Annotated in this window: 12 protein-coding genes; 7 read left to right on the forward strand and 5 right to left on the reverse strand. The window is 43.1% G+C overall.

The window, feature by feature from the left end; translation table 11 throughout:
- Window positions 1–230: 230 nt before the first annotated feature.
- The 3 genes from QUB14_RS07420 to era form a co-directional block, all read right to left on the reverse strand.
- Window positions 231–752 (reverse strand): HNH endonuclease signature motif containing protein, encoded by a 522-nt coding sequence (locus QUB14_RS07420; protein WP_333059568.1) that lies wholly within the window; start codon window positions 750–752, stop codon window positions 231–233.
- A gap of 337 nt (window positions 753–1,089) precedes the next feature.
- Complete coding sequence (locus QUB14_RS07425) at window positions 1,090–2,640, reverse strand: ATP-binding protein (RefSeq protein ID WP_333215986.1); 1,551 nt, start codon at window positions 2,638–2,640, stop codon at window positions 1,090–1,092.
- Between the two features lie 182 nt (window positions 2,641–2,822).
- A complete protein-coding gene (gene era, locus QUB14_RS07430) occupies window positions 2,823–3,734 on the reverse strand; it encodes a GTPase Era (protein ID WP_333216100.1) in 912 nt (303 codons plus the stop codon).
- A gap of 508 nt (window positions 3,735–4,242) precedes the next feature.
- Between era and QUB14_RS07435 the strand changes: the two genes are divergently transcribed.
- Complete coding sequence (locus QUB14_RS07435) at window positions 4,243–4,674, forward strand: hypothetical protein (protein ID WP_333215988.1); 432 nt, start codon at window positions 4,243–4,245, stop codon at window positions 4,672–4,674.
- Window positions 4,675–5,114: 440 nt separating this feature from the next.
- On the opposite strand, the gene QUB14_RS07440 is transcribed toward QUB14_RS07435, so the two are convergent.
- Entirely contained in the window at window positions 5,115–5,387 is a 273-nt protein-coding gene (locus QUB14_RS07440; RefSeq protein ID WP_190656983.1) for a hypothetical protein, read from the reverse strand.
- A gap of 251 nt (window positions 5,388–5,638) precedes the next feature.
- Between QUB14_RS07440 and QUB14_RS07445 the strand changes: the two genes are divergently transcribed.
- The 4 genes from QUB14_RS07445 (at window position 5,639) to QUB14_RS07460 (ending at window position 8,232) form a co-directional block, all read left to right on the forward strand.
- Complete coding sequence (locus QUB14_RS07445; RefSeq protein WP_333215990.1) at window positions 5,639–6,196, forward strand: NUDIX hydrolase; 558 nt, start codon at window positions 5,639–5,641, stop codon at window positions 6,194–6,196.
- 81 nt (window positions 6,197–6,277) lie between these two features.
- The gene (locus QUB14_RS07450) at window positions 6,278–7,033 is read left to right on the forward strand and encodes an ATP-binding cassette domain-containing protein (RefSeq protein ID WP_333215992.1); all 756 of its coding nucleotides are present in this window, start codon (window positions 6,278–6,280) and stop codon (window positions 7,031–7,033) included.
- 53 nt (window positions 7,034–7,086) lie between these two features.
- Window positions 7,087–7,548, forward strand: coding sequence for a DUF29 domain-containing protein (locus QUB14_RS07455; RefSeq protein WP_333215994.1), 462 nt, complete (start codon window positions 7,087–7,089; stop codon window positions 7,546–7,548).
- Window positions 7,549–7,581: 33 nt separating this feature from the next.
- Entirely contained in the window at window positions 7,582–8,232 is a 651-nt protein-coding gene (locus tag QUB14_RS07460; protein ID WP_333215996.1) for an ABC transporter permease, read from the forward strand.
- Here the strand turns inward: QUB14_RS07460 and QUB14_RS07465 are convergent.
- Complete coding sequence (locus QUB14_RS07465) at window positions 8,219–8,854, reverse strand: DUF1802 family protein (RefSeq protein ID WP_333215998.1); 636 nt, start codon at window positions 8,852–8,854, stop codon at window positions 8,219–8,221. The two genes, QUB14_RS07460 and QUB14_RS07465, sit on opposite strands and share 14 nt — an antisense overlap.
- A gap of 485 nt (window positions 8,855–9,339) precedes the next feature.
- Here QUB14_RS07465 and QUB14_RS07470 point away from each other — a divergent pair, with 485 nt between their 5' ends.
- Both QUB14_RS07470 and QUB14_RS07475 read left to right on the forward strand, forming a co-directional pair.
- Window positions 9,340–15,273: an AAA family ATPase gene (locus QUB14_RS07470; RefSeq protein WP_333215999.1), complete on the forward strand. Its 5,934-nt coding sequence runs from the start codon at window positions 9,340–9,342 to the stop codon at window positions 15,271–15,273.
- Window positions 15,266–16,810 carry a response regulator gene (locus QUB14_RS07475; RefSeq protein WP_333216001.1) on the forward strand — a complete coding sequence of 515 codons (1,545 nt, stop codon included), beginning with the start codon at window positions 15,266–15,268 and terminating at the stop codon, window positions 16,808–16,810. The genes QUB14_RS07470 and QUB14_RS07475 overlap by 8 nt, the downstream gene beginning before the upstream one ends.
- Window positions 16,811–16,852: the final 42 nt, after the last annotated feature.

The following is a 16,852-nucleotide window of genomic DNA, read 5'->3' on the forward strand; positions in this document are numbered from 1 at the left end:
ACGAGCTTGTTGTATGGTGCGCGATGAAGCGTATCTATTTATTCTACCAATTTTCTTTCGGTAAAGCTCTCAAGCGAGCTTCCGAATCATCTCCAAAGTCAGACAGCGTTTGCGAGATAACGACTAAGATCACCCGCCGCCGGAAGCCGAAGCGAGGAACGAGCGCAGGCTGTAGGCGATCGGGTGCAGCGCCTTGTTAGCCCGTTGTTATTGACTGTTAATTCGTTCTCCTACGCAATATCGGCTCCTTCCGCATAGCGTTTGATGAACTCAACCCCAGCATCCGTAACCCAGAAGGTAAATGTCATTGGGAAATTCTTAGAAAACCCGTTGCTACCGCGCACTTCCAGCCCTATTCCTTCAACGTGTTTGTCCTCGAAGAAACCATCTTTCACTGCATTTGCGACAAGCAGGTCGCCGGCTGCTCCCAAGACAAAAACCCTTTCTCCTGACTTGGCAAGTATCTCAAAGAGGCGTCTCTCGAACTCACCATAGCGATTGTTCAAAACGCCCAAGTTATGCTTGTACATCTTGATTGATAGTCGATCAATTTCCTTCTTCTGATCGAACCGCGTGTGGCAATTGGGGCAAAGCGCTATTAAATTCTCAAATGAATCGTCCTGCGACTCTGCCCAAGGAACGATGTGTGCGATTTCTGTAGTAGTTGCTCTGCACGTTGGGATAGCACAACGATGCCCAGCTTCCACTAAGACAGCGCGTTTGATTGCGGCAGGAACAGAATTTCGTTGCATTTGCTTCTCCACAACTCCATACCAATAAGGATACGAAAACCGGCTTTTTGCCACAAGCAAAGCTGCGCGCGACGGGCTAACTTATAATTGTATCGCAGTTGCGGTACAATACTGGATATAGTCGAATAATACCGCAGCTCAAGGATGTATGTCAACCCGTTCTTACTCCCTATCGGAATCTCCTTTCTTCGATCGAGTTCGCCGCACGATTTGACTCAATCACTTAAGCCGTCGCACTGAAAAAAGCTATCTTTATTATATTTTAGATTAAAGAGTATTTAGAGTCGATCGCACACTCTCGGCCATCGGAAAAATCGAGACATTCATCACAACTTATTCACGCACGAATAACTGTAACGGTTCGCCCCATTGGTGTCAGATGAATTTCAGTATTCAGTCGTTCTTCTAATTCGATCGCATTCTCGCGACGATCGAATATCACCAACCACCCTTCATCTTGTCCCAATCGAGCCAAATATCCATCTAACTGTTCCAAACCTTTACTCAACGGATCGACTTTCCGAGTTCGCCAAACCTTCAGTTCAATTCCCAATGTTACCTCACCATAACGCAAACATAAATCCATTCTGTCGCGTCCGATCGCATATTCCCGTTCCAACGTTCCCCCACCATTAATCACCCGATGCAGAAACGCCATCAACACTAAATGCGGTGCAATTTCGGGATAAGACGCACTTTTGAGTAACGGTTCGCCATGCTGTAGCCAAAACGCAAGAAACGCTTGCAGGAGTGCATCTGGTAGTAGTTCGCCGCGATCGTTCAACCAACTCGGACGGATAATCGGTAAACTATCTTGCGGCCCTTGCGCCAAAACTCGCGGCAACACTTCTCGATAAATCGGATTGGCGATGACTAAACCCCCGGCTGGATCTCGTTTGAGCAAGCCCAAATCTACGAGGTATTGGCGATCGTCATTAGAAGATTCTGGCAATTCTCGTCCGGCTAGCATCGGCTCGATAATGGCTTTGACTCGGTTTTCTCGCAGTCGTTCTGCCAAACTATCTAAATGCGTATCTTGTCGTTTTATGAGAATTTCTTTGGCTTCTAAAATATGTTGTGGTGTAATTTCTATAGATTCATCGGTAACTAATTCTTCTACAATTTCCTTAGCTAAAGCATTCACTAACCAAGGTTGTCCCTGAGTCAGTTCAAAAGCTAAGGCTACGGCTTCAGGTGTAAAAAGTTGTCCGGTATCTTCGGTATGTTGCGCGTAGAGTTCGGCGACTTCTTCTGCATTAAAATCTCTGAGAGTAATCGATCGCACTTTAATATTAAACGGACTGGATGTATTGAGTCGATCGCTTCCCCCCGCAGCCACTTTGTAATCGCGAACATCCCGCAAACCAATTAAACCCACCGATTGCGGAAACGCTTTCGGGCGATTGGGATAACCATCGCGTAATTGGCGCAGAATAGAAATCAAAGCTTGGTCTTGTAGTGCGTCAATTTCGTCGATAAAAATGACCAAAGGACGAGATGAAACTTGTGTCCAAGCTTGTAAAGCAGCCCGAATTTTCTGTCCCGATTGCATCGCTGTCCAGTCAGGCGGTTGCAGTTCGAGTGGGAGACGGACGGAACTGTTATCTCGCCAAGCCCCCAAAATAGCCTCTTCTGCACCAGCAATGTCTTGACTGAAGGGTGCGCCGACTTCAACTGACAGCATCACGGCGGTGTATTGTCCGCTTTCGGTGAGTTGTTTGGCTAACGCCAGCATAGCCGTGGTTTTCCCCACTTGCCGGGGTGCATGGATGACGAAATAGTTGCGTTGAGCGATTAACCGTTCTAAGCTTGGTAAGCGTACCGTGGGCGACAGTGCGTAATGAATGTCTTCTTGGCAGGGGCCAGCAGTATTGAACCAACGCGGCATAGGTCAACTGGGGCGAATGGGGCTGCTCTGAGTTTAGTGTACTGTTGTTGGAATGGCGTTCTAGTTGTTAAGCGGGGGTTTGTATCGACTCTCCGGCCCCGATGAAACTCTCTCAGAGCGAAAGTCGTGCTCGATTCTTGATTCATAGAACGGAAGAACCCCAACTGCCAACTGCCAAAGTTTCACTCTTCTACCCGATAGCCCAATTCCGCCAAACGAGTGCGAGACTGCCGCCACTTCGGCTGCACTTTGACAAATAACTCCAAATATACTTTGCCCTCAATTAACTTTTGAATCTGTTCTCGCGCCGCACTGCCGATCGACTTGAGCATACTGCCGCTTTTACCGATTAAAATGCCTTTTTGGGAATCCCGTTCGACGTGAATTGTCGCCAGAATGCGAGTAATTTTTGCTTCTTCTTGAACAATGTCGATCGCAATTGCTACGGAATGCGGCACTTCTTCCCGCGTCAGCAGCAAAATCTGTTCCCGAATCAATTCGCCCATAATAAAGCGTTCCGGCTGGTCAGTCACCAAATCTGGCGGATAATAATAAGGCCCAACCTCCAAATGTTCGATTAACAATTTTTGCAGCGGCTCGACACCCTCGCCCGTGAGAGCCGAAAACTTCACTACAGGCCACTCAGGATTGACAATTTGCTCGTAAGTGCGATCGATCAACACGGAATCCTCCGGTTGTTCGTCCAACTTATTCATCCCCAAAATCACCGGAATTTTGGTATTGCTGAGAATTTCGACAATATATCGATCGCCCCCTCCCGATTCCACCGAACCATCCACCACAAACAGCACCACATCCACCGACTGAATCGCTGTGCGGGCATTCTGCACCAAAACCTTGCCCAATTGGTGATGCGGCTTGTGAATTCCGGGAGTATCTACAAAAATAATTTGTGCTTCCGGTGTCGTCAGGATGCCCCGCAGCCTGTTGCGAGTCGTCTGAGATACCGGCGAAGTAATTGCAATTTTCTGCCCCACCAACTGATTCATCAGCGTTGATTTGCCGACATTCGGGCGTCCGACAATACCCACAAAGCCGGATTTGTAACCCGCCGGAGCTGCGGGAACACCCATAATGTCCGATACGTCGATAAATTTACTATCTTCCACTAAAATCACCTATTTTCAAGCCCCTTCTCTGTCTATTGTCGCCTGAAAATACTCAAACGCCCATTGGTGCACTCTAGCATCTTTCTCGCTTTGGTATACCTTGCAACAGTCAAAGCTCGATCGAGCCGCAAACCAGTGTTAAAACGTGATAGGCGATCGGCAAAACTTGATATCTGAGACAAAATTTGATAAAGTTCCAATGACATCGCTCAAAAATGAATCATTCTGGTAAAACCGACTCCCAAATGCTGTAACAACTTCAGATGTGTAAATGTCTAACTCAACTGAAACTTTTATACAGTTTGTCAGGCCAACCCGTTATAACATTTTTGAGAATGTTTGGTAATAAATTAGGTAGGTTAAACTCAAACTCAAAAGCTCAATGTCATGAGGCGCTTTTTTCATAAAAGCTACTGTTTTTAGAGGCTACCTAATTAATGCTAATCGTCATAAAGTTGAGGAGATGAATCAGATGAAATCGAAATTATTTTGGAGTTTTTGCACCGTTTTGGTAGCCAGCCTGCCTGTTCCTGGGTTGGCTCAAACAAGCCCTCCCACAAGCCCTCAAGTAGATTTTGACTACAAGGGTGGCTCAATGAAATACCAGTTGCTACCGGGCAGAATCCAGGACAGAACCTTGCCCAGAGCCTTTGACTTTCCAATTATTACCAATGTTGGTACTGACACTAGCATCACCTCGGATTTCCTAATTACCGATCAGTTTCGCGCCCCAGCGGGTCGTACAGAATACACCGGAGCTCTCACCGCCTGGGCAACATCAATCAGAGAATGTCTCGCCAAACAGCCTCTCTTGATTCGAGCCAGCACTAAGAACCCGGTTCGGATTAATGGCAGAGCAGGCACGATTGTTAGAAACGTAAATAACCGTGCAGTTTGCAAATAAACCAGCCATATCATGACGGCTAAATTGACCATAATTGCTGTAAGGGCGGGTTCACCAATATCTTCCATGCGAGCATCAATACAGTAAACCCGTCACCGCAGCGATATTGGGGTCAATCGAGACCACTTGATATAAGTTCCGCTATCTACAGATAAAAACTAGAGAGTGTTTTTGAACAAAAAGAGCAATAGAAAACCTATTGCTCTTTTTGTTGGCGAAATTTCAATTAATCTCTATTAGGACTTATCTGATGTCCGCTGGAACGACATCATATAAGGGGTTTGCAGAGAGGAATGCAAGTCCTTATCAAACTTTGAGGACTTGCATTCCTCACTGCAAACGACATAATTACGCAGAAACCAGCTTTTGTCCAAAATATCCCGTGGAACCCGAGGGATATGGATTTTAACACCCGGTTTATGAAAGTTTGTCTGCGTAATTCAGGATTTAGTAGCGCAAAATTCATGTGTACTCAGTAAAATTTCGCCATAATCAGGAATCCAAGCTAGCCACTTTTCATCAGAACATTCACACAACAGCCACGCTTCGTCAAAGCTGAATGCTGTTGGCGGATTGAACAATTTAACCCACATAGAAGGAGCCAATTTTGGTGCAGGTACGGCGCAGCCAAATTTTTCCCAGTCGCGGACACTGGCGAAGCTTCCTGGCGTTGCTTGGGATTGCCAAGTACGAATATCTGTTTGCAGTTGCATAACTACTCCTTTTGAGCTAAGAGCCTGCACCAGTGCCTGGTTGAAACAACCCAGAGCGAAGGCGCAGATAAACTTTGATTCTGTAGTGTATGTTACCGAATTATCTAGGCGAATGTGTAGGGTTGTAGCAAAAATTTACAATCGAGAGGAAAAAACTGGTTCAAAGCTGAAAAGGTCGATCATTATTGTTCAGCTAGGCAAAAATCGCCTACCATAGCAAGCAACATCTGATTTATTTAAAAAATTCCGACATGAACCCAACTGCCAAATCCCAGTGGAAAACTCTAGATCGCTTTGTAGAGATCAACTCTCATTGGGTAAAACTAATCGCCGAACATCTCGAAACAACCGAAGGAAAAACAGTAGAATATTGGCGAGTAGAAAGAGCAGATTCAGTTGTAATCTTGACAATTCAATCTGGAAAATTGCTATTTCCCACACCGATGTATCGCCCCGGCGTGGCAGAAGCAACCCTGGATTTTCCCGGCGGTCGTGTACCACCCCAAGCCACGGCAGCAGCGGCAGTTCCAGCTATACTCAAGAGGGAAGTAGGCGTGATAGAAAGTGCGATCGCCCGCATCGAACCGATTAACACCGTCGGCTGGGCAATAAACAGTTCCTTCTCCAATCAAAAACTCTACGGTTTTGTTGCAGAATTGCACCCTACAGCAACAGTAAACCCCGAACTTATCGGTGCTGAATATCCTGTCACCCCAGACGGAATTCGCGACTTGCTCAAAAAATTAACTTGCCTCCAATGTCGAGCATTACTGCTAGAATGGCAAAATCAAGTCGATTTTAGATTTTAGAGTTTAGATTTTAGATTAGGAATTGTTTTCCGAGGGTCGCCGATTTTAAGTTGCTCAAAACCCAAATCACCAAAACTAATCATGCCTCTCAATAATGAAGTTGCTGTCGAATGCCTCGACGTTACATATCGCCTCAACCGCAGGCATTTAGTAGACAAACTCAATTTCAAAGTGCTGCAAGGAGAAGTTTTAGTATTGCTGGGACGAAGCGGGAGTGGTAAAACTACTACTATGAAATTGATTAACAATTTACTAACGCCAAGCAGCGGTGAAGTTCTTGTCATGGGAAAACCGACAACTCAGTGGAACCCCATTCAACTGCGTCGAAAAATTGGCTATGTGATTCAAGAAATCGGTTTATTTCCCCATTTTACCGTCGAGCAAAACGTCGGTTTAGTGCCGAAATTGGAAGGTTGGGAGGGCGATCGTATTCAATCTCGCGTCCGCCAACTGTTAGAATTAGTCAACCTCGACCCCCAGCACTTCGCCAAACGCTATCCCCATCAGTTATCCGGCGGACAGCGGCAGCGGGTAGGCGTCGCTAGAGCACTGGCGGCTGACCCTCCGATATTGTTAATGGACGAACCGTTTGGTGCTTTAGACCCGATTACTCGTCTGGAATTGCAGCGAGAATTCGGTCAATTGCAGCAGCAACTCGGCAAAACTGTGATTTTTGTGACTCACGGCATTCAAGAAGCTTTTTTGTTAGCTTCTAGAATAGGTTTGATGCAAGATGGACGGTTGATTGAATTGGCATCCCCCGATAAATTTCTGAAATCTCACCATCCAGAAGCTCGCGCATTTCTTGAATGTTTGCAAGTAGCTAGATTTGAATGATATTAGCAAAAGTTTGATAATATAGTTTTAGTAACTAAGCTGATAATCAAACGATGCACAGTCTTTACGAGACAGACTTCTATGCTTGGACGCAAGAACAAGCCAAGTTACTTCGCAAGTGTCAGTGGAGTCAACTTGACTTGCCAAATTTAATTGAGGAGATTGAATCTTTGGGCAAACAGGAACGTCAAGAGCTTAGAAATCGTTTGAGCATTTTGCTGGGACATTTGCTGAAGTGGCAATATCAGCCCCAGCAGCGGAGTCCGAGGTGGCTGTCTACAATTCGAGTGCAGCGGCGGGACACTCAGAGACTGATACAAGATAACCCCAGTCTGAAACCTTACTTGCAAGAAGCTTTCCAAGAAGCTTATCAAAACGGTAGAGATTTGGCAGTAGGAGAAACCGATTTACCTCTCAAAACATTTCCTCAAAATTGCCTTTACAGCTTAGAGGAAATTCTGGATTCTCGCTTCTATCCTGGTGAACCAAGTCCTGAAATGGAAAATGATTTATAAGATTGACAGCAATCAGTAATAACCAATTACCCAATGATAATTTTTATCAACCGCTATGGCGCTGAGATAATTAAGCGCGCGAGCGAACACTTATATTTAGTAACTGTGGCAATTTTTATCGCTATTAGTGTGGGGATTCCCCTCGGGATTTTAGTCACGAGAAAACCCAAATTGAAAAAGCCAATTTTGGGATTTGCTAATATTATGCAAACAATTCCCAGTTTAGCTTTGTTTGGCTTGCTAATCCCGGTGCCGGTAGTGGGTGGAATAGGCGATCGCACGGCAATTATGGCCCTCACTCTGTATTCTTTACTGCCAATTATCCGCAATACTTATACTGGTATTGTCGGCGTCGATCCAGCGATTACGGAAGCAGGAAGAGGCATGGGGATGACTGATATGCAACTGTTATGGCAAGTGGAAATTCCCCTGGCACTGGGCGTGATTCTGGCGGGCGTGCGAGTTGCCACAGTAATTGCGATCGGACTGGCAACCATTGCGGCTGCAATTGGTGCAGGTGGCTTGGGGGTGTTTATTTTTCGCGGCGTTGCTACCGTCAACAATCAGTTACTTTTGGCTGGGGCAATTCCGGCGGCTTTAATGGCCTTAGCTGCGGATTTTGGGCTGGGTTTGGTAGAAGCGCGCCTCTCGAAAAGTACCTTAAAAACTCTTAATGAGGACTAAAATCCTGAGTGCCCTCTGTCAGCGTTGTCACTCTCGGCGAACCAGAAGCATTCGCAGGATGCGCTATCAGATTGCGGATTTCATTTGAGTGTTCAATGTACTCGCGATCGCTCAAAACAGCTTCGCTTCCCTCCAGCGAAATAGGATCTGCCAAATCGATCCAAGAACGGCAACCGCCGTATTCAGGAATGTATGGAATTTCGCGGCTTTCTGCAAGGCGATAAGCCCGCAGCAATAAAATATAAATTGGCTGATTTTGTTTCCATTTCAGGCGATCGCTGACAAAATTTTCATTCCAAATATGGTACGAAAATAGCGCCGTAATTGCCGGTTCCCAAGCTACCAAAAAAACATCAGTAATCTCCGCCCAACTGCCAATTCTAATAACTTCAGGATGCCAACCAGATTCGACAGTTTTGACTTGATGTGCAAACTCCGGCTTTAATAAACCCGGCTGTTGGTGTTCAAAAGTTGGATACAGCAAAACCTGTTTGTCAGTGACATTGAACTGTCCTGCTTGCTCGCGAATTCCCCCCTTCCGCAACAGCACAATCGTTTGACCTTGTTCCAAAGCATTAACTGCTACATTCCATTCTTTCAGCGCCCTAGTAGTTGATTTCATAGGAATTTAGTTGAGTTTTAACAATAATAACAAAAATCGGTATTTTCAAGCAAGTACAGCCATTTTTTGCTGTTAAAATAAGGTAGTCGTGACTATGTAGGACTACCTTATTTTGATAAAGACAATAATTGGTTGGACTACATAGTGGGCCTACTGCTGTTTTCTTTATTACTCTAAGCGATAAAATAATCGTCTCTTCTGTGTCCCAGCTATCCTCTACTATCACATCGGTATATGCAGCAATTTTGCCGTGAATTTTTTCAGGACTTTACTTAAACATTTAATAAAATTTTTATATTCTCGCATATTAACTACCAAACAACCATATTGAGATTTGTTAAAATTTAAATATTCTTCAAAAAGCTTTGATTATACTTATTTACAGTGCATTGAAAATTGTTTTTTAATTCGGTTCTGTCATAAATATCAGTAGACCTACTGAAATACCGCCTGCTCTTCAACTTGTTATTAGTGAAATTACGCACATGAGCATTACTATTTTGGGTTACAACCTAAGCGCAGCTATTTACGAAAGTGTCAATACTATTATTTATCGCGGCATCAAAGAGAGTGATAGAACCTCAGCAATTATCAAAACCTTCAAAGCTGAGCATCCGACAATCGAAGAAATTTCCCGATTAAGACACGAACATAAAATACTCCGACATTTAGACAGTCAAGGAATAGTCAAACCCATAGCCTTAGAAAACTATCATAACGGCTTAGCGCTGATAGTAGAAAATTTTAGCGGTCAATCTTTGAAAGATTTTCTGAACAATCAACCCTTGGCTATAAACGCCTTTCTAAAAATCGGAATTCAGTTGGCAAAAACTCTGGGAGAAATTCATCACAGTAATGTAATCCATAAAGACATTAAACCCTCAAATATCCTAATTAACTCAGAGACCAAAGAAGTAAAAATTATTGATTTTAGCATTGCTTCTCTTTTAGAGCGAGAAAATCAAACGGTCACAAATCCAAACTTATTAGAAGGAACTCTTGCTTATATATCACCGGAACAAACCGGCAGAATGAACCGGTCAGTGGACTACCGTACCGATTTTTACTCCCTTGGTATTACATTTTATGAAATGCTGACGGGTAAGCTACCTTTTTCCGCAAAAGACCCCCTAGAACTCGTTCATTGCCATATAGCTAAAGCACCCATACCACCTAAAAAGCTGAATCCAGAAATCCCGGATGCAGTTTCTGAAATTGTAATGAAATTATTATCTAAAACTGCTGAAGATAGATATCAAAGTGCTTTCGGAATAAAAATTGACTTGGAAACCTGCCAGAAGATGCTTTCGGCTGGAGAGATTTTCCCCTTTATGATAGGTCAACTAGATTCCTACAGTCAATTTATGATTCCGCAAAAACTCTATGGACGGGAAAAAGAAGTTGCTAATTTGCTAGAAGCCTTCGCTCGCGTCAGTGGTGGGACAACGGAAATGATGCTAGTTTCCGGTTATTCAGGTATCGGCAAATCTTCCTTAGTTAACGAAGTTGATAAACCTATAGTCGGAGCACGAGGGTATTTTATTTCCGGTAAATTTGACCAATTTAAGCGGAATATTCCTTATGCTGCTTTAATTCAAGCATTTCAAGGATTGATGCGGCAACTGCTCACTGAAAATTCTGCTCAAATAGCAATTTGGAAAGCTAAAATTCTCGAAGCACTTGGTGCCAATGGGCAAATTATTATTGAGGTTATTCCCGAAGTAGAAAAGATTATTGATCCACAGCTTGCGGTTCCGACTTTGGGACCCACTGAATCTCAAAACCGATTTAATCGAGTGTTTCAAAAATTTATACAGGTGTTTAGTAAAGCCGAACACCCCCTAGTTATATTTTTGGATGACTTGCAGTGGGCAGATTCGGCTTCCCTCAAGCTTATCCAGCTAATTATGACCGATCCCGATAGTAAATATCTGCTATTAATTGGCGCTTATCGGGATAATGAAGTCAGTGCCACTCATCCCTTAATTTATACATTAGAGCAAATTCAAAATACCAACGCAACAGTAAATAATATTATCCTCCAATCTTTGGAAGTCTCTCATGTCAACCAGTTAGTGAGCGAAACGCTTCGCAGTCACATTTCCGAAGTTTTACCCCTGGCTGAGTTAGTTTTTAAGAAAACCCAGGGAAATCCCTTCTTCTTAACTCAACTGCTCAAATCCCTTTATCTAGACAAACTTCTATCTTTTGATTTCGCTCTAGTTTGTTGGCAATGGGATATCCAACTGCTTCAAGGCATTAATATCAGCGATAATGTCGTCGAATTGATGGTCAGCCAAATTCAAAAGCTATCCTCCCCGACGCAGAATGTCTTAAAATTAGCTGCCTGTATAGGAGATAAATTTAGTTTAGACGTTTTGGCAATTGCTAATAAAAAATCTCAGTCAGAGACGGCAAGGGATTTATGGGAAGCGCTACAAGCGGGTTTCGTTCTGCCACTAAATAATTCCTACAAAATCCCGCTGCTATTTGAATCGGAAATATCTACAGAAAACTCAACGGAGCAGTTTAATGTCACCTACAAGTTTTTGCATGACCGAGTGCAACAGGCGTCTTATTCTCTGATTCCCGACGATCAGAAAAAAGAAACTCACCGAAGAATTGGTCAACTACTGCTGAATTCCACAACCCCTGAAGAACGAAAAGAAAATATCTTTGCACTGGTTAACCAACTAAATTATGGAACGGATTTAATCACTTTAGAGTTGGAAAGATATGAGTTGGCAGAACTGAATCTGATCGCCGGACAGAAAGCCAAAGCTGCCACAGCTTATGAGTCTGCTGTCAAATATTTGAATGTGGGTTTAGGATTACTCGCGGAGAATAGCTGGGAGAGTCAATATGAGCTGATGTTTAACCTGCATCTGGAAGCAGCAGAAACTGAATATATAAACACTAATTATGAGCGATCGCAACAGCTTTGTGAGAGGAGCCTGACACAAGCGAAAACCCTTCTGGAAAAAGCCAAGTTCTACGAGCTGAAAATTCAATTAGAGATGTCTCAAAATAGGATGCAATCAGCTATAGATAATGGGATTGCCGTTCTAGAAAGGTTTGGAGTTCGCCTAGAGCAAGAACCCCCTCAAGAACTAATCTTTGATGATTTAGCTAACTTGCCGCCAATGACAGCTCCCGATAAGCTCGCAGCTATGCGGATATTAAATATCATGACAACGCCGGCTTTTGTTGTAAATCCAGCGATTTTTCCGCGGATTCTTTATACAAAAATAATGTTGTCTATTAAGTATGGAAATTCGCCTCAAGTCGCTGTTGCTTATGTGTGGTATGGAGTGTTACTCTGTGGAGGATTAGGAGACATAGATTCTGGATATCAATTTGGTAAACTAGCTATTTTGCTACTAGAAAGGTTTAACACGATTACCCTTAAATCAAAAATATTTTGTGTATTTAATTGTCTGATTAGATTTTGGAAAGAGCCGCTTAATACTACCCTAGAACCTTTGATTGATGCCATTCAAAGTGGTGTGGAAACTGGAGACCTAGAATATGCTTGTCACAGTACCGTCAATTATTGCAATCAGTTATTTTTCAGCGGGCGGGAACTACAGAAAGTTGAGCAGGAACAGGCAAAGTATGTTGGCTTAACCATTAAACTCAAACAAGAATACGATACTTTATTTATTAAAATTTACCAGCAAATAGTGGACAATCTACTCGACAAAAACTCAGATAAATACTTTTTGCTAGGTGAAAGTTTTAATGAAGAAGAACTACTGTCAGGAATCGAGGCGTCTAACACTGGGACTTTGCTTTATGCTTATTATGTCGGCAAAATGATTCTCTCTTATCTATTTAAAGAACCCGATAAAACAGTTTCGAGTGCCCATTTAGCATTAAAATATGCCGATACCGGTGCAGGATTAATGCATATGAGTATCTACAACTTATACTATTCTCTTGCCCTCATAGCACTGTATCCCGAAGCAGAACTAAGCCTGAAAGAACAATACCTAAGTGAATTAACAGCAAATCAAGAAAAATTAAAGACCTGGGCATTTTATGCACCGTGCAATTTCCAGCATAAGTATGACTTAGTAGAAGCAGAAAAAGCGCGAATTTTAGGACAACCTTTAGAAGCCAGCGATTATTACGATCGCGCCATAGCCGGAGCCAAAGAACAGGGATATATCCAAGAAGAAGCATTAGCCAACGAACTAGCAGCAGAGTTTTATTTTTCCCGCGCTAAAGATAAAATTGCTCGGGTTTATTTAACCGATGCTTACTACGGATATAGTCGCTGGGGAGCGAAAGCTATAGTCAAAGATTTAGAAGCCAGATATCCTCAAATATTTTCCCGGATAGCCAAGCCCGAAAGTCAAGGTAGCCCGGTGACGACGATCACTAGCTCGACGAGTGGAGGAAGTGCAGGATCTCTAGATTTAGCTACTGTGATCAAAGCATCCCAAGCTCTTTCTGGTGAAATTGTACTGAGTAAGCTGTTGGCAAAATTGATGAAAATTGCGATCGAGAATGCGGGCGCTCAAAGTGGCGTTTTCATTTTAGAAAAAGCGGGAACTTTACTAATAGAAGCTTATGGAACCGTAGATAGCGATGTAGAAGTTCTGCAAACAATCCCCGTGGAAAATAGTCAGCAACTACCCATATCTTTGATTAATTATGTTGCAAGAACTCAGGAAAATGTTGTATTAAGCGATGCAACTTGTGAGGGAACCTTCACAGCGGATACTTATATCGTCAACCAAAAACCTAAGTCAGTATTATGTACTCCAATCGTTCATCAAGGAAAACTTACTGGGATTCTATATTTAGAAAATAATCTCACAACTGGTGCTTTTACTCCCGATCGTTTAGAAGTTTTACAACTTTTATCTTCTCAAGCAGCTATTTCGATTGAGAATGCCCGTCTTTATAACGATTTGGAAGCAGCAAACGCTACTTTAGAAGCGAAGGTGGCAGAAAGAACGCAACAGTTACAAGAAAAAAATATCCATTTACAAAAAGCAGAAAAATCAGCGAAAGCCGCCAACTCTGCCAAGAGTGAGTTTCTTGCTAATATGAGCCACGAGCTCCGAACTCCACTTAATGGCATTTTGGGTTACACGCAAATCCTCAAACGACAAAAAAACTTTGCTGACCAGCAAAAAGATGGTCTGAACGTCATTAGTCAGTGCGGCGATCACCTCTTGACCCTGATTAACGATATTTTAGACCTCTCTAAAATCGAAGCCCGAAAAATGGAAATCCACCTGAGTAATTTCCATTTATCAGAATTTTTGGAAGGCCTGGCTGAAATTTGCAATATTCGGGCAGAACAAAAGGGAATCTCCCTGATTTACGAGGCAATTACTCAACTACCTATTGCCGTCCAGGGTGATGAAAAAAGGTTGCGCCAAGTTTTAATTAACTTACTCGGCAATGCGATTAAGTTTACCGAAAAAGGTGGGGTGGCATTCAAAGTAGGATATCACGATGGCAAAATCCGGTTTCAAGTTGAAGATACCGGAGTTGGTATGGCACCAGAGCAATTGCAAGATATATTTTTGCCTTTTCACCAAGTAGGGGATGCCAACCGCAAGGTTGAAGGAACCGGGTTGGGACTGGCAATTAGCCGCCAATTAGTCCAGATGATGGGCGGTGAAATAAAGGTGAAGAGTACATTAGGACAAGGGAGCATTTTCTTCTTCGATTTAGATTTGCCAGAGGTATCCGAATGGGCGACTAATGCAGCCAAAGCCAATGCTCACACAATCGTTGGTTTCAAAGGCGAAAAGCGAAAAATTCTCATAGCTGACGACAAGTGGCAGAATCGCTCGATCATGGCAGGAATGCTTCAGCCGTTAGGATTTGAAGTTCTGGAAGCAACGGAGGGTCAGGACTGTTTAAACAAGGTGGCAGAGTTTAAACCCGACTGTATTTTAATGGACTTGATGATGCCAGTAATGAGTGGCTTAGAAGCAACGCGCCGGATTCGCAAATCACTAGGTCAGACTAAGTTAGTGGTGATTGCTACTTCGGCCAGCGTTTTTGATTTCGATCGACAACAAAGTGTCGAGGTAGGTTGCAATGATTTTATTCCGAAACCCATACGAATCGAGGAGCTTTTAGAAAAATTACGTACTCATTTAGAGTTAGAATGGATTTATGAAGAAAATTTGGAAGAGATTAGGAAAGCACAAGGAGACAAAAAATCTCTAAGTTCTGAAATTGTAGCTCCCCCCGATGAGGAAATCGCCGTTCTATTCGATCTAGCGATGATGGGCGATCTCCGAGGGATTGCGGAGCAAGCTGCAAAACTCGAACAACTCAATGAGCAATGGGTTCCCTTTGCTACCCATCTGCGCCAGTTAGCAAAAGGATTTGAAGAACAACAAATCCTAGAGTTTATTAAACAATATAGGACGACAACTAATGAGTAGTGAACTTGCCGAACCAAGCACCATTTTAATCGTAGATGACACCCCGACTAATTTAGGTGTCCTGTTCGATTTTTTGGCTGATTTTGGCTTTAAAGTATTGGTAGCTAGGGATGGCCAAAGTGCTCTCCAGAAGGTCGCTTATGCTGCGCCCGACCTGATCCTGTTGGATGTGCTTATGCCGGGAATAGATGGGTTTGAAACTTGTCGCCGTTTGAAAGCGAATGATTTAACGAGAGACATTCCCGTGATTTTTATGACGGCTCTTGCTGATACGGTGGATAAGGTTAAAGGTTTGAGTCTGGGTGCGGTGGATTATATCACTAAGCCTCTTCAGCATGAAGAGGTTTTAGCTCGTGTTAATGTCCACATGAAGCTCCGCAATTTGTCGAAGAAACTCTTAGAGCAAAATGTGTACTTACAAGCAGAAATCGAACAGCGTGTCAAAGCGGAATCTTCGCTCTTGAAGCTGGCATCGGAGTTGGAAAGGCGAGTTGACGAAAGGACGGCTGAACTTTTTCTATCCAATCAATTGCTCAAACAGGAGATTCAAGAGCGTCTGCAAGCAGAGGCGGGATTACAAGAATCGGAAGCTCAATTGCGAACCCAAGCTCAATGTTTAGAAAAAGCTTTTCGCGAATTGCAATTGACCCAAACTAAACTTGTGCAGAGCGAAAAAATGTCTTCTCTCGGTCAGCTTGTTGCAGGTGTAGCCCATGAAATCAATAATCCCGTTAATTTTATTTTTGGGAATCTTTCTTATGCCCATGATTATACCAAAAATCTGATCGATCTAGTCAATCTTTATCACCAAGAATTCCCTGGGGCTGGGCAAATAATTGAACATAAAATAGAAGAAATAGAACTAGATTTTTTGGTTGAAGACTTACCTAAATTGCTGAGTTCCATGAAGGTAGGCGTAGACCGGATTCGGGAAATTGTTCAGTCGCTGCGAATTTTCTCGCGATTGGATGAATCTGAGATGAAACCAGTGGATATTCACCAGGGTATTGATAGCACTCTGTTAATTTTGCATAACCGCGTTAAAGGAAGGGGCGATCGACCTGCAATTGAGGTGGTTAAAGAATTCGGCAATCTGCCTCTGGTAGAGTGTTATGCGGGTCAGCTTAACCAGGTGTTTATGAATCTTGTTGCTAATGCTATTGATGCCATAGATGATTATAATACGACGCGATCCTTAAGTGAAATGAAAGCTAATCCTTCTAAGATTTTCATTCGCACGGAGGTCACGGAATCTAATCGGGTGTTAATTCATATTAAGGATAACGGCCCTGGGATGACCGAAGAAATTAGCCAACACCTATTTGAGCCATTTTTTACTACTAAGCCTATCGGGAAGGGTACTGGTATTGGGCTGTCAATTTCCCATCAGATTGTAGTGGATAAACACGGGGGCCAGCTCAATTGTATTTCAGCTCCTAATCAGGGGGCAATCTTTATTATTGATATTCCAATTAACCAAAAAAAATTTGCAAATAATTTAATTACGATGTCTGAAACAGCTTTGGGTATTTCTTAGTTGATTTTAACTGAAGGGGAATTCAATAAATTTTAAGGGTTG

The organism is Microcoleus sp. B3-D2 (genome assembly GCF_036705345.1).
In the GTDB taxonomy this organism is placed as follows: domain Bacteria; phylum Cyanobacteriota; class Cyanobacteriia; order Cyanobacteriales; family Microcoleaceae; genus Microcoleus.

Coding starts and splice junctions, on each gene's coding strand:
- QUB14_RS07420 (WP_333059568.1), bottom strand. CDS start 752: ATGCAACGAAATTCTGTTCCTGCCGCAATCAAACGCGCTGTCTTAGTG.
- QUB14_RS07425 (WP_333215986.1), bottom strand. CDS start 2,640: ATGCCGCGTTGGTTCAATACTGCTGGCCCCTGCCAAGAAGACATTCAT.
- era (WP_333216100.1), bottom strand. CDS start 3,734: ATGGGTGTTCCCGCAGCTCCGGCGGGTTACAAATCCGGCTTTGTGGGT.
- QUB14_RS07435 (WP_333215988.1), top strand. CDS start 4,243: ATGAAATCGAAATTATTTTGGAGTTTTTGCACCGTTTTGGTAGCCAGC.
- QUB14_RS07440 (WP_190656983.1), bottom strand. CDS start 5,387: ATGCAACTGCAAACAGATATTCGTACTTGGCAATCCCAAGCAACGCCA.
- QUB14_RS07445 (WP_333215990.1), top strand. CDS start 5,639: ATGAACCCAACTGCCAAATCCCAGTGGAAAACTCTAGATCGCTTTGTA.
- QUB14_RS07450 (WP_333215992.1), top strand. CDS start 6,278: ATGCCTCTCAATAATGAAGTTGCTGTCGAATGCCTCGACGTTACATAT.
- QUB14_RS07455 (WP_333215994.1), top strand. CDS start 7,087: ATGCACAGTCTTTACGAGACAGACTTCTATGCTTGGACGCAAGAACAA.
- QUB14_RS07460 (WP_333215996.1), top strand. CDS start 7,582: ATGATAATTTTTATCAACCGCTATGGCGCTGAGATAATTAAGCGCGCG.
- QUB14_RS07465 (WP_333215998.1), bottom strand. CDS start 8,854: ATGAAATCAACTACTAGGGCGCTGAAAGAATGGAATGTAGCAGTTAAT.
- QUB14_RS07470 (WP_333215999.1), top strand. CDS start 9,340: ATGAGCATTACTATTTTGGGTTACAACCTAAGCGCAGCTATTTACGAA.
- QUB14_RS07475 (WP_333216001.1), top strand. CDS start 15,266: ATGAGTAGTGAACTTGCCGAACCAAGCACCATTTTAATCGTAGATGAC.